The following is a 15491-nucleotide window of genomic DNA, read 5'->3' on the forward strand; positions in this document are numbered from 1 at the left end:
ACCGAAAACCGCCTGGGAAGTATCAAATAACTGCTTCTCGGGCGGTTATTTTATTATTTCAATCCTAACGCATATACATCCTTCCAACCCTCTCTATTTTTAATTTTATTTTCCGTTTGCGTTGATTTTTCACAAAATACGGGATATAATATATAAAAACACTGGATTAGGAGGTTGTTTATGCTGATTCAATTTAGTGTAGAGAACTATCTGTCTATCAAAGATAAAGTTGTCTTATCCCTGCTGTCCAGTAGGGACAATGAGCATCCAGAGCATCTCATCGCAGATGGAAACAAAAACTATCTGAAATCCGCTGTTATCTATGGAGCCAATGCTTCTGGGAAGTCTAATGTCTTGAACGCATTCTGGTTTATGGTAAACTATGTGCTGACTTCTCATAACCAGCAGCTCCATAAAACGATTGCGCGTTCACCATTTAAGTTCGATCCTGAAACACCTGCTCGCCCCAGTAGTTTTGAGGTCATCTTTACCACAGAAGGCGTTCGATATGCGTATGGCTTTTCTGTAACAGATAAGGCTGTCACGGAGGAATACCTATACTACTATCCCAACGGCAGACAGGCGCTTATTTTTGAGAGAAAAAACACCAAGGATTTCCGTTTTACGGTCGATGTTGATGAGCAAAACACACTCAAGGAGCGCACCTCTGCAAACAAGCTCTACTTGTCAGTTGCATCAAACTGGAGTTACGCCAAAGTGATCCCTGTCCTGGAGTGGTTTGCCTCCTGTCAAATCATCACGAAGAATTCCGTGGCGGATGCCTATGGAATTGAAGCAGAGCAGTTGAAAAATGACGACTACCGGCGTGTAATCGCATCTATGCTGCGTGTTGCAGATTTGGGAATACAGGCGCTCCAAATGCGCGATTCAGACCCTGCGCCTTCTCAACGCAGTGACATTTTTGCAAATATTGATGCCATTCATACGGTACATGACGCCAACGGAAATGCGTGTTCCTATGCCTTGAATATGGCAGAGGAATCTGACGGCACCAACAGTTATTTCAAGCTGATCGGTGTTGTGAAAAAGGCTTTAGACCTGGGGACGCTTCTTGTGGCTGATGAAATGGACGCACACCTCCATCCACTTCTGACCAAGCATCTGGTGTCCCTTTTCGACAGCACAGAATTTAATCCCAAGGGTGCTCAGTTGATCTTCACATCACACAGCACCAACCTTCTTGATTTGGATTTCTTGAGAAGAGATCAGATTTGGTTTACAGAAAAAGATGAGCAGACCGCAGCCACAGACTTGTTCTCCCTTTATGATTTTTCCATTCGCAAGGACACCAAAGTAGAAAAGGGATATTTGATCGGCCGTTTTGGTGCAATTCCTTTTATCAAGGGAGGGCTGTAAAATGGCACGGGGACAGATTGAAAAGCGTGGACAGCGACGCAGGAAATTAAAACCCGTCATTCTGATTGTGACGGAGGGCTCGCAAACCGAGCCAAAGTATTTTGAACATTATCGCAGCCGCCAGACCAACATTGATATTCGCGTGGTCGGCAGCCACACCAAAGGGGGCGAAACCGATTACCTCGCTCTGATTCGGAAAGCTGTGGAATACCAAAGCAAAAATCAGCTTTCTGTATCCAATGGCGATGCTGTATGGGTCGTTGCAGACGGTGATGTGAACTATAATACCCCTGATCCTATCGCGGCCAAAGACAAATTGCTCTCCAAAGCACAGAAAATGGCTGATGCAAAGGGCATTCATATTGCGCTCTCTAATCCTTGTTTTGAATTTTGGTATCTGCTTCACTTTCAGTACACCACTAAGTTTTTCAAGGATTATCCTGCAGTAAAGAATGCCTTGACCACTTACCTTCCGGATTATGAGAAAACCGGCGATGTGTATTCCCAGTTGTCTGCTCATACAACCAATGCTCTCCAGAATGCCAAGCGTGTAGAGCAATATCATCTTCAAAATGGCAGCAGCAAACCGTTTGGAATCGCCGTCAATCCATTCACCGATATTTATCAACTGGTGGAATCGCTGCTGTAATTGGCACAGGATTGTCCTTGCATTGGCACAGCCTTGCCCTTGAGCCGTAAATCCATATCTGTTATACTTGGTACAGTCAAAAATTTGTAATGCAGCCGCTCCGGCCGGGAGCGGCTGTTTTTATTTCTGAGTAAAGGTGGTGGTTTTTATCCATAGCATACTGCAAAAGCTCCGCAGTGCATTAAAAAATGAGCGGGGCGAGGCCAACTACTTTTCCACGGTGGTGTTTATCTTCATTGCCGTTGTTTTGCTGGCCTTTATCATCGACTTGTTCGGCATTATCTCTACAAAACAGGAGCTTGACCATGCAGCCGATCAGATGGTCAAGCAGATCCAGTTGTCCGGCGGCATCAACAGCGAGACGGATGCTCTCTTTGATTTCCTCTGTTCGGAGATCGAGGGGGCCGACAATATCACCTATTCGATTGACGCCACATATAAATCTCCCACACCTTCCGGGATGTCCCGGGCCATCCAGTTGGGAACGCCCTTCTATATTACCATTGAGGGGGATGCCAAGCTGGGCGGCTTCTGGAATCTGGATCTGGTCAACATCACGGTGGTGGCCCGCGGCTCCGGCGTTAGCGAACATTACTGGAAGTGAGGTGGCCTATGAAGCGTTTATTCTCACAGCTGCACCGGCCGCTCCGCAACGAGCGGGGGGAGATCACCTTCTTCGCCTGCTTCTTTGTGGTTGGAGTTGTCATGCTCATTTCTTTCCTGCTACTGTATGCTTCGGTGAGAATTACTTGCATCAACATCCGCAACGGGGCTAAAATGGAGCTGAACAATCTGAGCGCCACCATCTACGCAGATACTTACCGCTCCCAGAGGGAAACCAATTTTGAAGAGTATTTACGCACCCTCTACTCCAGCCGGGACTACACAGAAATGCTGGAGGCCACAGTTGCCGGCGGCCTTGCTGAAAAGGTCCCTCTCTCTACCGATGACTACACGGTTTCCGACATCAGCCTTGAATTCAATGTGGTGGGCGACCGTGTGGAATACATCTTTTACTGTGATGTTGACTTCTATGTGCGGATGTTTGGACACAGTTACCCCACCATTACCCAGCGGGTAGAACTGACCGGCTACCACAACACCAAATTTTAGCCGTGCTGTTGAAAATTCAGCCAGAACTACAGTATAGGCTTTATATAACAGCAAAAAAGGAGTGTATCACACATGAAGAAGTTTTTCCAATCCAAAGGCTTTATCGTTACTTCGCTGGCCGTCCTCTGTGTTGCCATCCTGGGTGTCTGCTGGTTTGCCAGCCGGGATCGCACAGAAGATTTCAAGCCGGAAGAATCCCCGCCCAGCAGCACGACCAGCGATTGGTCGGATGGCGGCACACAGACAGACGGTGAGAGCGGCGCCGGAGCCTATGCGCCCGGCCAGTCCTCCAGTCCTGAAGAGGAGTACCCCAAGGTGACCTCCGAAACTGAGGATGAAGTCGTGATCGACTTCACGGACACGGAGAAACCGGAAACAACGCCTCCGCCCGTGCCAGAAGGGAAAACCGAGCGGGAAGACCCCGGTGAAGATCATCCGGTCAATCCTGACCCGGAAGTGCCCAAGGTCACCACTCCCCCTGCGGAAAAGGAGCCGGCCAATAATGAGCCGGCCCCCGGGGCCAGCAATGGCAACGGTGCCGTATATGATCCAGTGTTTGGGTGGATTGTCCCCGGTAATGGACAAGAAACTATTGGAGATAGCGATGGAGACATCAACAAGCAGGTCGGCAATATGGGCTGACCAATCTATGACTGAATATACCCCTGATTGGCCGTCACAGAATTGTGGCGGCCTTTCTATTTTAAGAAGAACGGAGTGTGATGTATTTGAAGCGACTTCTCGCCCTCCTGTGCAGCCTTGCCCTGGTATTTTGTTTGCTCCCTTCCACCGCGTTTGCAGAGGGCGGTAACGGAAATATTGACGGTGGTGGCGGCAGCATGGGCCAAGGCACATCCTCTAATTTCTGGAATCCTGGAAATGATGGTGTGCGAATCACCGTTGTGGATGCCGATAGCGGAAACGCAATATCCTCACCGATTGATTTTACAAATCGATCTCAAAATAATGTCGTTCACTTTGGAAAAGTGAACAAGTTGCAGTATCTTGCCGGCACTGCACTTACTCCCCAATCAGGCGCAGGTTATGACTATACAAGGCCAATACAGTCTATGCCCACCATCGTCAGCAGTAAGGGGCAGAGCAATATTGAGGCCATCAAGCGGTATTTTTGTTCGGAATATGCCTGCCAGATGGTTGCCCAGGCGGCCGGTGTGGACTATGAGCGGATGATCGCTGGCGACTATAAGCTGCTGATCGAGCCCATTGCATACTTTACGCATAACGGCCAGTATTACTGTATGACCGCTACAGAGGCGGCGCTGTATGACCAAAAATCTGGCGGGGCGCTTCGGAAAACCATGACTTCCCTCACCCACAAGAATCTGCCTCTGTCGATGTTTTTGGAATTTAGCGATCTCGGCCTGCCCGCATGGACAGGCAGCACCACAAGCAAGCAGAGCAACGCTGACATCATCAGCAGTCTGGGCGTCGGCATTGTCTGGTTTGATGAGCGCCCGCCCGAAGGGGAAATTGAAGCGCCCGATGTAGAATATCGGGTAGACACGGATGTGATCACATCCGTTACTCTGCGGACGGATACAGATTTAACACCGGACAATCCGGCCTCGGTGACCTTCCATATTCTCGGCACCACCTACCGGGTCAACGATATAGTCATCCCGGCAGGCGACAGCCAGGTGGTCTGGGTCAAATGGCACACGCCCTCCACTCCACAGTCGGTAACCATCACGGTTTCCGTCAGCGGGGCCTATACCGCACAAGATACCTTTGTTGCGGAGATCGTGGACTTGAACGAACATATCCCTCCAGATCCGACAGCAACGGATACCAACCCCAACTACACCGTGCCCTCACTCCCCAATGAGCCGCAGAAGCTCACTGCCAACTGGGGTATATGGAGCTGCTACTGGGTACCGGTTTGGGTTTGGTGTGACCACGATGACTGGGGGCACTGGGTCGATGAAGGCTATTGGGAGTACGAGTACACCGGCTATTCTGCCTCCATCAGCGGTGTGATGTCCCTGATGCCGGATGATATTGTGCCCACGGCCTCCGGGAAGTCAATGAAGAGCGGGTATGGCGTCAAGCAGGATGTGACAGCCACCCTTTCCACCGACGCGCCCACCAGCCATATCACCCATCCGCAGACGGCATTTTCCGTGTTTCCCGAGTTCCAGTACGAAACATACTTGCGCCTTCTGCAGCGGGTGTCCAGCGGCCGGAGCGCCAAATTCACCTTCCAGCCCAATGAGTTCTCTACCTATAACCGGGCTGTGCATTTCAGTCCGCTATGGTTCCCGGATTCCACAGATTATACCGTCTTCACCCAGGTCTGGGACACTTGGACCCCTGATGGAATGTTGAGCATCAACCTGAACGACTATGTTTCAATCGATGGGAGCCTTTATGATGATTGGTACACCAACCGCGAGTAGCCTGTGGCCGGCATACCTGCTCACCGTTTTCTCTGTTGTGGCTGGTTTTGCTGTTTATGATATTCTGTATAGGCGGGTGCCGGATCGGGCGCTCGCCTTTTTTATGCCCTTCGCCGCTCTGGCTCCGTTGCTCAAGGTCTGCCTTGCCGGGGACGGTGGGCAGCTCTGGCCCACCGTTGCCGAGGCTTTGGCGGGGGCATTGCTTGGCTTTTGCATCCCTCTGGCTGCTGCCATGGCAACGGGTGGAACTGGGCTTGGAGGAGGCGATATTAAATTCTGTGGGATACTTGGGCTGATTTACGGCCCTTCCGGGATGGCTCTGGTTTTCTTTGTGGCCGCAGTCTTTGCCATGCCGATGGTCCTTCTGTTCCGAAGGCTTTCCCGGCTCCGCCAGCCCATCGCCATCCCGTTCTTACCTTTTCTTGCCTGCGGCTGCTCTGTTGCAACGCTGGCTGAACTATTTTTATGACAGGAGAATGTGCTTATGAAACTCAACAACCGATTTATTTTCGGTATTTTGTCCCTGGTATTGGCAGCAGTCATTGCTTTTGTGGCTCTGCCCACCATTGCCCGGCAGACCAACGGGAAAACGGAAATTGTCCGCATCACCCAGCCTGTGCTCAAAGGCGAACAGGTCACCAAAGAAAACGCCGAGGTTGTGGAGGTAGGCGGCTATAACCTTCCCACCAATGTGGCTCACAGCCTTGAGGATGTGGAGGGGCTGTATGTGACGGCGGATCTGGCTGCGGGCGACTATATTCTCACCAGTAAGGTGAGCAGCGTCCCGATTTCCTCCGATGTGGCGCTCAACGACATCCCCTCTGGTAAGGTTGCTATCTCCCTGACCGTAAAAACGCTGGCCTCCGGACTGTCGGATAAGCTCCAGCCCAATGATATTGTCCGCATCTATCACTTCCTGGAGACTGCGGAGGAAGTACCCGAACTGCGTTTTGTCAAGGTCCTTTCCGTCACGGATTCTGATGGCATCAATGTGGACAATACCAAGGAGCCCACAGAAGATGAAGAGCCGCAGCAGTCTGCTACCATCACAGTGCTGGCAAGCCCGGAGCAGGCCCGCATCATCACTGAGCTGGAGAACGACGGCGTAGCTCATGTGGCCCTGATCTCCCGCAACAATGACCAGCTGGCTGAAGAACTGCTGGCCGAACAGGACAAGACGCTCCAGGAAATTTACTTCCCGGAAACGCTGACAGAGGATGGCGAGAACGAAGGGACAGATGCAACTGGTGATCCCGCCTCTGCAGAAGATTCGGGTGAGAATACCCAATCGACACCTACCAGTAATACACCGGAAAGCGGTGAATGAAACCAGTTTGATAATTTTGATTATGATAATCGAAATTATATTACCGCACAATCAAGGGCATTCCGCCCTTGGGAAAGGAGTTTCCTATGGGAAAAGTCATTACCGTCTGGGGCAGCCCAGGGAGCGGAAAAAGTATGTTTTCCTGCATTCTGGCAAAAGCCCTGACCCGCGACAAGCGGAAAGCGATCATCATCAATGCGGAAATCAGTGTTCCTATGCTTCCGGTGTGGCTGCCGGAGCAGATCATTCAGACCAATGCCTCTGTAGGGCAGGTACTGAGCAGCGTGGAAATCGATACCTCTTTGGTGGCAGGGCATGTTACCGTGCTCAAAAGTTATCCCTTCATTGGAGTGATGGGCTATGCTGCCGGTGAAAATCCGTTGAGTTACCCGGAAGTCAAGTACGCCATGGTACTCCAGCTGGTCAACGCCGCCGCAAGGCTTGTGGATTTCGTCATTCTGGACTGCAGTTCCAATATGACGAATGTGTTCACGCCTGCCGCCATTGAGTCAGGGGATCTGGTCATTCGCATCCTGACGCCTGATCTCAAGGGCGTTAATTACTTAAAGGCCCATCAGCCCTTGTTGGGAGATGGGCGTTTCCACTACGATCAGCACATGACCTTTGCCGGCATGGCCCGCCCTTTCCACGCGCTGGATGAGATGGGCCATATCATCGGCGGATGGGATGGCCTTCTGCCCTATGGCAAGGAGATCGACCGCTGCGCCACCGAAGGCGGGATGTTCCAGGCCATCAAATACTGCAATCCCAAATACACAGCTTCGCTCAACAAAGTTTTGGATGCGCTGGAGCAGATGGAGCTGGCTGACCATGCCGCAGAGGATGATGGAAACGAAACCGAGCATTTTGAGGAGGAAACTGCCGATGAATAATCTCAATGACATTTTCTTCGCTCCTGCGGCCAATCAGGACCTTACCTATGAACAGATTCTGGAAGATGTACAGCGGTATTTTGCGGAAAACCACGCCGCCACGATTGCAGAGGCCGGCGATGGAAATACCGACCGCGCCTCCTCCCTTTTGAAAGAACTGATGGTGCAGTACATCGTCAAGCGAAAATACGCCATCGAGGGGCTGACCACGGAGGAACTGTGCGAGAAGCTCTATGAGGACATGGCCGGGTACTCCTTCCTGAAAAAGTGGATCTACAAACCCGGTATTGAGGAGGTCAACATCAATGCCTACAACGACATTGAGGTGATTGAAGCCGGCGGGCGCAGCGTTAAAATCCCGGACAAGTTTTCCTCTCCACAGCACGCTATTGATGTGGTCCGGCGCATGCTCAACGCCTGCGGCATGGTCATAGACGATACCATGCCCAGCGTGATCGGATTCCTGGATAAGAATGTGCGTATCTCTGTGGATAAGACGCCGATTGTTGACCCGGAGGTGGGGATCAACGCTTCCATCCGTATCGTAAATCAACAAACGGTTTCTGCACAGAAGCTGTTGGACTCCGGCAGTGCAACAGCGGAAATGCTTCATTTTCTGACCGCCTGCATCCGCTATGGCGTATCCGTCTGCATTGCCGGGGCCACCGGCTCCGGCAAAACTACCATCATGGCATGGCTGTTGTCCCAGGTCCCTGACAACCGACGCCTCATCACGATTGAGGAGGGCAGCCGCGAATTTGATCTGGTTAAGCGGGACGAAAATGGAAACATTCTGAATTCCGTAGTCCATCTGCTCACCCGGCCCAGCGAAAATCCTTCCTTGAACATCAACCAGGACTTCCTGCTGGAGCGGGTCCTTCGTAAGCACCCGGATGTGATCGGCGTCGGTGAGATGCGGTCTGCGGCAGAAAGCCTGTCCGCTGCAGAAAGCTCCCGTACCGGCCATACTGTCTGCACCACAATCCACTCTAACAGCTGCGCTTCTACTTACCGGCGCATGATGACGCTCGCAAAGCGAAAGTATATGATGGGCGATGATGTTTTGATGCAGATCATGGTCGAAGCCTATCCAATCATCGTCTTCACAAAGCAGCTGGAAGACCGAAGCCGTAAAATCATGGAGATCATCGAGGGGGAATGCTGTGAGGGCGAACGGCTGATTTACCGCACCCTCTACTCTTACAATGTGCTGGACAACACTGTTGATGCAGATGGACGGCCCCTTGTGGTCGGCCGCCACAAAAAAGTTTCCGAGATGTCCAGCTCATTGCAGAAGCGTCTCCTGGACAATGGGATTTCCCATAAGGAGCTGGATGAATTTCTTGAGCACGACAAGGAGGTGTTGAACGGATGCCGTGGGTTTACATCATATGCTTCGCCCTCATCGCCGCTGGACTCCTAACGCTGTTTGGTGTGCGGCCGGGCGATTTCATTGATGCGCTTTTCCGGTCACAGCGCAAGTCGGCCACTCTGACCGATGAATTGAATGTTCTGATGGGTACTCCGGCCAAAGGCTTCTTTAATCAGGACTTTGAATTAAAGCAAATCCTCAAAGGCACCGGGCGGGCTGACCGGTATGAAGCAGTCAAACGGCTGACTCTGATCCTGTTCGCGGTGGGCGGCGCCCTGGCGCTGCTGATTGGCAATGTGTACATGGTCCCGATTTTAGGGATCGGATTTTCACTCGCTCCTATTTGGTATCTGCGCAGCACCGCAGCCAGTTATAAAAAGCATTTGAACGAAGAACTGGAAACGGCCATCTCCATCATCACCACTTCCTACCTGCGCACAGAGGACCTGATCCGGGCAGTCAAGGAAAACCTGCCCTACATCAATGAGCCGGTGAAGGCCAATTTTGAGGCATTTGTCTATGAGGCAGAGTTGATTAACGCAAATACTACGAGTGCCATCAATTCGCTCAAAATGAAGATTCCAAACCGTGTTTTCCATGAGTGGGCTAACATCCTCATTCAGTGCCAGTCTGACCGGGCCATGAAAAATACGCTGCCTACCATCGCCCAGAAGTTTTCTGATGTTCGTGTGGTGCAGTCGGAGCTGGAGGCTATGATGCAGGGGCCGCGCCGGGAGGCGATCACGATGATGTTCCTTGTGATCGCCAATGTACCGCTGCTTTATTTCCTGAATGAAGATTGGTTTCACACGCTGCTCTTCACCACGCCGGGCAAAATCGCTTTGGCAATCTGCGCAGCCATTATCCTGTTTGCCCTGACCCAGATCATGAAACTGAGCAGGCCCATTGAATATGGAGGTGACAGCGCATGACGCTTTTAGCTCTCACAGCAGTGATTTGTTTCGGCTTTGCTGTCTATAACCTGACTTGTGCCTTTGCAGACATTCCCACGAAGCGTACCTCCCGTATGATGCTTCTGGCCCGCAAGCAGCAGGGCGTAAAGGCCGAGAAACTGCTGGATGTCTATCTCACCAAAATCGCCGGCCTGATCGCCCCGTACCTGAAGCTGGATAAGCTCAAGCGGAATAAACTGCAGCGGGCGCTGGACATTGCCGGCATGGAGCTGACACCGGAAGTCTACACCGCCCGGGCCTGGGTCACAGCCGGGGCAGTCGGCCTCAGTTCTCTGCTGATGGCGTTTTTGATACCGCTTATGGTGCCTGTTCTGATTGGTCTGGCCGTGGCTCTGTGGTTTTCAACCTATTACAAGGTTTTTGACTTTGTGAAAAAGCGGCGCAAGCTCATTGAGAATGAGATCCCTCGCTTTGCCCTTACCATCGGGCAGAATTTGGAAAATGACCGGGATGTGTTGAAGATCCTTACTTCCTACCGCCGGGTGGCGGGCAAGGACTTCGGCGCGGAGTTGGACCAGACGATTGCCGATATGAAGACCGGCAACTATGAAAACGCCCTCATCCATTTTGAAACCCGCATCGGCAGCCCCATGCTGTCCGATGTGATCCGGGGACTGATTGGCGTATTGCGAGGCGACGATCAGAGGATGTACTTTAAAATGATCTGTTTTGACATGAGGCAGATTGAGCAGAACAACTTAAAAAAGGAAGCGGCCAAGCGCCCCAAGAAGATCCAGCGTTACTCCATGATGATGCTCATCTGTATCATGATTATCTACCTGGTGGTCCTCTGTACCGAGGTTATGGGCTCCTTGGGCGCTTTCTTTGGATAATCGGACTGCGAATGGAACGGCCCCACATCTGAATGTGAGGGCCGTTTCCTATAAGAGCTCTATGGTTTTCTCTGCAAGATACAGCGGAAGATTCGTGATAAATGATGATGCACATTCGAGGCGTCCACATTTTTCTTTGTTTTGCAATTCATTTTTTCACATTTTTCTGAATGTATGAAGCAGAAAAAACACATTTTTCTACCTCTTGCAGTGTAAAGGAGGTAAGTGCTTGTTCTATAGCGGATTTTTGTAGCGGTAGTCAGCTGCCGTCATTTATTTCTGGGCCAGCCTGTCATATACAGGCCGGCCCTTGTTTTAAGGAGACTTTTATGCCTAAGAAAAAATTTTCCCCGTCTGGCGGCGCACGGGAAGAAAAGCGCCGTTTCCGATGGCTTCTGTATCAAAAGTCGAAAGCCTATCCCAGCCGGCCCATTTCCAATAAAAAGGACATGCTCAAACCGATTCGTCGTTCTTGAGCGGTGAGCAGTCTTTTTATAAAACCATCAACATCAAAACAATAAAATTTCAGGAGGTCTTACCATGAGAAACTTTACCACCCGTATCCAGAACAAGGCGAATGCACTGGCCCTTCGTGCCCGTATGGCGCTTTCCAACCAGCGCGGCGATTTTTACATTTCGGACGCTGTTAAGATCATCATCGCCGTGGTGCTGGGCGCCCTTCTTCTGGCGGCCCTGACCCTCATTTTCAACGACACGGTGATTCCGCGTATCACCAGCGAGATCGAGGGCCTGTTTGGCTAAAATCACCGGCGGGGATCGGTCTGTGGGTTTCCACGGCCGGTCCCCGCTTTTTTAGTTTTTGAAAAAACGAATAACGGAGGTAGAGGATGAAATCATCCTGCAAAATTTATTCTTTTCTGCGGGCCGTTCGCGGCAACTGGCGCAACGCTATCTTTGTAAGCTGCGATTGCGGCAACTGCATGTGCGGCCGGACAACGCCCTGTTCCGGTTTTCTTCTGGCTGTGGATGAGTGCGGACAGGTTATGCTGCTTTCTGCCGAGGACATCCAAAGACTATCCGGAGAAACTGTAGATTCGTCTGAGTGCATTGCCATTTTGTCCCGGCGCGCCTTTGACGCCGCCTTTTCCAAGTACATCGAATGGCACACACCGGAGCCTTCCGCCTGTGCGCTCAGACAACTTTCTCTGGACCCGGGCTGCAATTAACACTGTTTTTTCACACTGAAAGACGCCTTTGCGCCGTCATCTATACGCATTTGGAGGTGATGATTTTTATGACGAAGCAAAAACATATCCAATGCCCTTATTGCCATGCTAACGCCTCTCTTCGCCCCGCCAGCACAGTCTATGGCTGTAACCGCCGTTCCCAGGGCAAATATATCTATCTCTGTGATCGCTGGCCGGCTTGTGATGCCTATGTGAGTGCCCATGACCGGACACACCGGCCTATGGGGACTCTGGCAAATGGGGATCTCCGGCACAAACGAATCCTGGCTCACCGGGCGCTGGAGCATCTGCAGCAGAGCCGGCACATGGAAAAATGGGAGGTCTACATCTGGCTCCAGGCCAAACTGGGACTAAATGACCAGCAGGCACATATTGGCATGTTTTCTGACGGGATGTGTGATGAGGTAATTCGCCTCTGTTACAAAGCCGCTGCTCCTTTGGGCAATCTGCATTCGGCCGCTTAAAGGGGGGTGAAACGATGACCAGTTTAACAGAACAGCAGCAGGAACTTGTTGCCCAGAATCTTCCCATCGTACATTGGGTTATTTGTGACTACATCCATGTTAATCCAACTATTTGCGGTATGGAATATGGAGACTTGTTCCAAGAGGGGTGCCTTTGGCTCTGTAAAGCCGCGTCTACTTATAAGAATGACGGACGGGCCCAGTTTTCTACCTACGCCAAAACGGTCGTTAAAAACGGGCTTCTGTCCTATTGCCGGGCGATCTGCAACAGGAAGAAAAAATTCAGCAGGCTTATTATTGGAGAACATGGAGAACTGGCGGCAGACGGAGAGGCCCTGGAGTCCCGGCCCGACGCCTTTGACACCCAAGTATCTCTGATAGAAACTCTGTCATTGCTGGATGCCTGTAAAAAAGATTACGATGGTGTAACCCGGCTTGGTATTGAGGCGCTTGCCCTCAAACTTCAAGGAATGCGGGTCACAGACATTGCGGAGCTTTATCAGGTGCCGCCCTCCCATGTGGGGGCATGGATCTCGCGTTCCACCGCAAAACTGCGCAGAGACTCCAAGTTTCTGAAAAGCCTGCTCTGAATTTGTTGAAAACCGCGGCCTTTCCGCAGTAAAGGATATATAAAAGAAGGAGGTACTGATGAATGGAACAGAATACCCTATATACTGCAATCGGCCGTCTGGATCGGGAAACGAATGGCTGTGGCCGGTCCTGCCCGGTCATCCGCCTGGGCGGGCAAACTTACATGGTGGATATGCAGGAAATGGTCGTTTGGACTGCCCTAAACTGGCGAATTTCTAAACGAGAGGATATTTCCCTCCAGTGTGACAAGCTGGTGTCCTCTCTGGGAGATTGTATTTCCCGCTCTTGGGATGCCTGCGTAAATCGGCTGCTCACCCGAGGTCTGCTGGTATCTGGCTGTGGTGAAACGGAATACGATGCTCTGTATGATTTGTTGAGTTCTCTCGGCATTATTCCAGCCAGCGGATCAATGCTGATGAGGAGCATCTCATTTGTCAAACTGGTGGCAGGCCGCCGAGTCCCTATTCAACAGGCGCTAAAATTATTCCAAAAAGACCGGCGTACCGACTATGAGACCCGTGTTATGAGGCTGGCCCAGCAAGCTCTGCTGTCCACCGCCGAGATCATCAAGTGTGTAGAGCAGGATGTTGCCTATCTTCCCAATGAGCAGTTCTTGATGGAGGCCGTGTACGGCGACGACGAAACCACCTGCTATAATATCGCCGGCATAATGAAAAACAGCCGGAGCAGTCAGGCAGTAACGCTGGCCGTTGCCAACCTCTACCTGCGCCAGCAAATCATTTTTGAGAGGATTACCACATGAAGAATCAATGGAACCAATTCCCGTTCGTGCTACGGCGAAAGATTTTGTTGACCTTTTTGGCCGGGCTCGCAAGCATTGCCCTCAGCCTAATCATCTTCATTATTACCACAGACCATATCCTGCTGGTACTGGGCAGCATAATCTTTCTTGCCTCTCTGGTACTGGTTAGGAGCTTATGGAGCACCATCGCCCGGGGCCAGTATGAGATCGTAGAAGGCGTCTGCTCCAGCGTTGTCTCGCCTATGATGCGGCAGTATCGCAAGATCCAACTAATAGACGAACAAGGTGCGGAGCGCACTTTACTGTTAAGTAAGTCCGCCAAGTTCCAGATTGGCGCCCGGTATCGTTTTTACTTTCAAAGCAGCAACCACCCCACTGTTGGAAACGACTATCTGGACGCGGCTCTCTCCACCAACAGCTTCCTGGGATATGAGGCCCTTGGCGAGCCGGCTGTCCAAGAGGAACAGGCTAAGGAGAACGGCTAAACCTACGGCAAAATAGGAAAGGGATACGGTGCAGGCTACATAACCACAGCATCGTATCTCTTTTTCTTACTCCTCTATCCACTATTTTTACAAAGTTTGATTTGCTGCAGAAAAACGGGGGATTTTTCCTATTTAATAGGTAGAATCTAAAAAGGAGGGCTACCCCCATGTACAAACCACACACGATTGAGCAATACAAAATCCAACAGTTTCTGGATCATACCTTTGCTATGGAGCACTTTCTGGTCTCTCCATTATCCCGCTCCGCACTCATGCTGGAGGACAGATGCGGTGAGCGGATTGCCTTTTCCTTTTCAGACAACGAAGTGCGTGAAATCCCAATCCCTTCTGCGCCATCCCCGGACAAGGTGAAATCGTTCATCCGCAGCTTTCGGGCGCTTGGAGCTAAACCACATCTGCGCACCTTTGAAGATGTCACCCGCTGGTGGCTGAATCACCCGAATCCGCTGACCTACCAACAGGCTCTCGGTCTGCCGGATGAACTTTACCGCCGTTTTCTTTCCTCCACCCTGATTGAAGACGAAGACGCCCAGCGTCTGGCCGCATCAGGGCTTGTTTCGGAAGATGCTTACCAGGACATTCAGCTCTGGTATCTCAACGGCAACACTGCCGACTGCTGGCTCGGCCCCCTCGGTATAGATGGAACAGGCAATCTCTATGCGCTGACCTTCAACTATGGTACACCCCGGGCCAAGGAACTGAAATTCTACCTGTTGGACGATTACTACCGCCACATGAACCACATATTGTAACTCGCCGGGCTAAAATATCTATATATAGTATTATATCACTTGACAAACACAAGATACGGTGTTACACTTAACCTGTAATTGATTTTTGTGCGTTCCCCATGTGGGATACAGATGAAACATCTGTACCGCAAGGCCCAAAGCCCTGCATTGCACACGCAGTTAAGTTTGTATGCTGTATCAAGTGTCAGTGGTATTGCCACGCCCTTTTCGGGTTGGTATCCGCTGGCACTTTTTATATATAGATAGTAACGC

General features: G+C 51.1%; 19 protein-coding genes. All 19 read left to right on the forward strand.

All coding sequences use genetic code 11. From position 1 onward, the window contains the following. The first annotated feature begins 180 nt into the window (after positions 1–180). The gene (locus ACI6NM_RS09555) at positions 181–1377 is read left to right on the forward strand and encodes an AAA family ATPase (RefSeq protein ID WP_009258056.1); all 1197 of its coding nucleotides are present in this window, start codon (positions 181–183) and stop codon (positions 1375–1377) included. A 1-nt stretch (position 1378) separates the two neighbouring features. After that, on the forward strand, positions 1379–2026 hold the full coding sequence (locus tag ACI6NM_RS09560; RefSeq protein WP_009258055.1) for an RloB family protein: 648 nt from the start codon (positions 1379–1381) through the stop codon (positions 2024–2026). Between the two features lie 139 nt (positions 2027–2165). Further along, positions 2166–2630 carry a DUF4320 family protein gene (locus ACI6NM_RS09565; RefSeq protein ID WP_110503329.1) on the forward strand — a complete coding sequence of 155 codons (465 nt, stop codon included), beginning with the start codon at positions 2166–2168 and terminating at the stop codon, positions 2628–2630. Positions 2631–2638: 8 nt separating this feature from the next. Next, positions 2639–3139 (forward strand): hypothetical protein, encoded by a 501-nt coding sequence (locus tag ACI6NM_RS09570; protein ID WP_009258053.1) that lies wholly within the window; start codon positions 2639–2641, stop codon positions 3137–3139. Positions 3140–3211: 72 nt separating this feature from the next. Continuing rightward, entirely contained in the window at positions 3212–3781 is a 570-nt protein-coding gene (locus ACI6NM_RS09575; RefSeq protein ID WP_009258052.1) for a DUF6550 family protein, read from the forward strand. 80 nt (positions 3782–3861) lie between these two features. Beyond that, positions 3862–5556, forward strand: a complete 1695-nt coding sequence (locus tag ACI6NM_RS09580; RefSeq protein ID WP_044943950.1) for a DUF8193 domain-containing protein — start codon at positions 3862–3864, stop codon at positions 5554–5556. Next, the gene (locus ACI6NM_RS09585; protein WP_009258050.1) at positions 5528–6025 is read left to right on the forward strand and encodes a prepilin peptidase; all 498 of its coding nucleotides are present in this window, start codon (positions 5528–5530) and stop codon (positions 6023–6025) included. The genes ACI6NM_RS09580 and ACI6NM_RS09585 overlap by 29 nt, the downstream gene beginning before the upstream one ends. Positions 6026–6040: 15 nt before the next feature. After that, a complete protein-coding gene (gene cpaB, locus ACI6NM_RS09590) occupies positions 6041–6883 on the forward strand; it encodes a Flp pilus assembly protein CpaB (RefSeq protein ID WP_009258049.1) in 843 nt (280 codons plus the stop codon). 86 nt (positions 6884–6969) lie between these two features. After that, complete coding sequence (locus ACI6NM_RS09595) at positions 6970–7776, forward strand: CpaE/TadZ family protein (protein ID WP_009258048.1); 807 nt, start codon at positions 6970–6972, stop codon at positions 7774–7776. After that, positions 7769–9199, forward strand: coding sequence for an ATPase, T2SS/T4P/T4SS family (locus tag ACI6NM_RS09600; protein ID WP_009258047.1), 1431 nt, complete (start codon positions 7769–7771; stop codon positions 9197–9199). Before ACI6NM_RS09595 ends, ACI6NM_RS09600 begins: the two co-directional genes overlap by 8 nt. Next, positions 9148–10080: a type II secretion system F family protein gene (locus tag ACI6NM_RS09605; RefSeq protein WP_009258046.1), complete on the forward strand. Its 933-nt coding sequence runs from the start codon at positions 9148–9150 to the stop codon at positions 10078–10080. The genes ACI6NM_RS09600 and ACI6NM_RS09605 overlap by 52 nt, the downstream gene beginning before the upstream one ends. Continuing rightward, the gene (locus ACI6NM_RS09610) at positions 10077–10955 is read left to right on the forward strand and encodes a hypothetical protein (protein WP_009258045.1); all 879 of its coding nucleotides are present in this window, start codon (positions 10077–10079) and stop codon (positions 10953–10955) included. The genes ACI6NM_RS09605 and ACI6NM_RS09610 overlap by 4 nt, the downstream gene beginning before the upstream one ends. Before the next feature lie 540 nt (positions 10956–11495). Beyond that, entirely contained in the window at positions 11496–11717 is a 222-nt protein-coding gene (locus ACI6NM_RS09615) for a DUF6133 family protein (RefSeq protein ID WP_009258044.1), read from the forward strand. 86 nt (positions 11718–11803) lie between these two features. Then, positions 11804–12142, forward strand: coding sequence for a hypothetical protein (locus ACI6NM_RS09620; RefSeq protein WP_009258043.1), 339 nt, complete (start codon positions 11804–11806; stop codon positions 12140–12142). A 68-nt stretch (positions 12143–12210) separates the two neighbouring features. Next, positions 12211–12627, forward strand: coding sequence for a zinc-finger-containing protein (locus tag ACI6NM_RS09625; protein WP_009258042.1), 417 nt, complete (start codon positions 12211–12213; stop codon positions 12625–12627). A 14-nt stretch (positions 12628–12641) separates the two neighbouring features. Beyond that, positions 12642–13217 (forward strand): sigma-70 family RNA polymerase sigma factor, encoded by a 576-nt coding sequence (locus tag ACI6NM_RS09630; RefSeq protein ID WP_009258041.1) that lies wholly within the window; start codon positions 12642–12644, stop codon positions 13215–13217. A gap of 62 nt (positions 13218–13279) precedes the next feature. After that, complete coding sequence (locus tag ACI6NM_RS09635; protein WP_009258040.1) at positions 13280–13981, forward strand: hypothetical protein; 702 nt, start codon at positions 13280–13282, stop codon at positions 13979–13981. A 44-nt stretch (positions 13982–14025) separates the two neighbouring features. Continuing rightward, positions 14026–14466, forward strand: a complete 441-nt coding sequence (locus ACI6NM_RS09640; RefSeq protein ID WP_432489917.1) for a hypothetical protein — start codon at positions 14026–14028, stop codon at positions 14464–14466. Between the two features lie 167 nt (positions 14467–14633). Next, complete coding sequence (locus tag ACI6NM_RS09645) at positions 14634–15239, forward strand: hypothetical protein (protein WP_009258038.1); 606 nt, start codon at positions 14634–14636, stop codon at positions 15237–15239. The last annotated feature ends 252 nt before the right edge of the window (positions 15240–15491 follow it).

The organism is Pilosibacter sp. YYHA0881, assembly GCF_051602715.1.
Classification (GTDB): Bacteria; Bacillota; Clostridia; order Lachnospirales; family Lachnospiraceae; genus Alitiscatomonas; species Alitiscatomonas aceti.

Excerpts from the sequence above, each read along its gene's own strand:
- ACI6NM_RS09555 (WP_009258056.1), top strand. The coding sequence starts at position 181 with ATGCTGATTCAATTTAGTGTAGAGAACTATCTGTCTATCAAAGATAAA.
- ACI6NM_RS09560 (WP_009258055.1), top strand. The coding sequence starts at position 1,379 with ATGGCACGGGGACAGATTGAAAAGCGTGGACAGCGACGCAGGAAATTA.
- ACI6NM_RS09570 (WP_009258053.1), top strand. The coding sequence starts at position 2,639 with ATGAAGCGTTTATTCTCACAGCTGCACCGGCCGCTCCGCAACGAGCGG.
- ACI6NM_RS09575 (WP_009258052.1), top strand. The coding sequence starts at position 3,212 with ATGAAGAAGTTTTTCCAATCCAAAGGCTTTATCGTTACTTCGCTGGCC.
- ACI6NM_RS09580 (WP_044943950.1), top strand. The coding sequence starts at position 3,862 with ATGTATTTGAAGCGACTTCTCGCCCTCCTGTGCAGCCTTGCCCTGGTA.
- ACI6NM_RS09585 (WP_009258050.1), top strand. The coding sequence starts at position 5,528 with ATGATGATTGGTACACCAACCGCGAGTAGCCTGTGGCCGGCATACCTG.
- cpaB (WP_009258049.1), top strand. The coding sequence starts at position 6,041 with ATGAAACTCAACAACCGATTTATTTTCGGTATTTTGTCCCTGGTATTG.
- ACI6NM_RS09595 (WP_009258048.1), top strand. The coding sequence starts at position 6,970 with ATGGGAAAAGTCATTACCGTCTGGGGCAGCCCAGGGAGCGGAAAAAGT.
- ACI6NM_RS09600 (WP_009258047.1), top strand. The coding sequence starts at position 7,769 with ATGAATAATCTCAATGACATTTTCTTCGCTCCTGCGGCCAATCAGGAC.
- ACI6NM_RS09605 (WP_009258046.1), top strand. The coding sequence starts at position 9,148 with ATGCCGTGGGTTTACATCATATGCTTCGCCCTCATCGCCGCTGGACTC.
- ACI6NM_RS09610 (WP_009258045.1), top strand. The coding sequence starts at position 10,077 with ATGACGCTTTTAGCTCTCACAGCAGTGATTTGTTTCGGCTTTGCTGTC.
- ACI6NM_RS09615 (WP_009258044.1), top strand. The coding sequence starts at position 11,496 with ATGAGAAACTTTACCACCCGTATCCAGAACAAGGCGAATGCACTGGCC.
- ACI6NM_RS09620 (WP_009258043.1), top strand. The coding sequence starts at position 11,804 with ATGAAATCATCCTGCAAAATTTATTCTTTTCTGCGGGCCGTTCGCGGC.
- ACI6NM_RS09625 (WP_009258042.1), top strand. The coding sequence starts at position 12,211 with ATGACGAAGCAAAAACATATCCAATGCCCTTATTGCCATGCTAACGCC.
- ACI6NM_RS09630 (WP_009258041.1), top strand. The coding sequence starts at position 12,642 with ATGACCAGTTTAACAGAACAGCAGCAGGAACTTGTTGCCCAGAATCTT.
- ACI6NM_RS09635 (WP_009258040.1), top strand. The coding sequence starts at position 13,280 with ATGGAACAGAATACCCTATATACTGCAATCGGCCGTCTGGATCGGGAA.
- ACI6NM_RS09645 (WP_009258038.1), top strand. The coding sequence starts at position 14,634 with ATGTACAAACCACACACGATTGAGCAATACAAAATCCAACAGTTTCTG.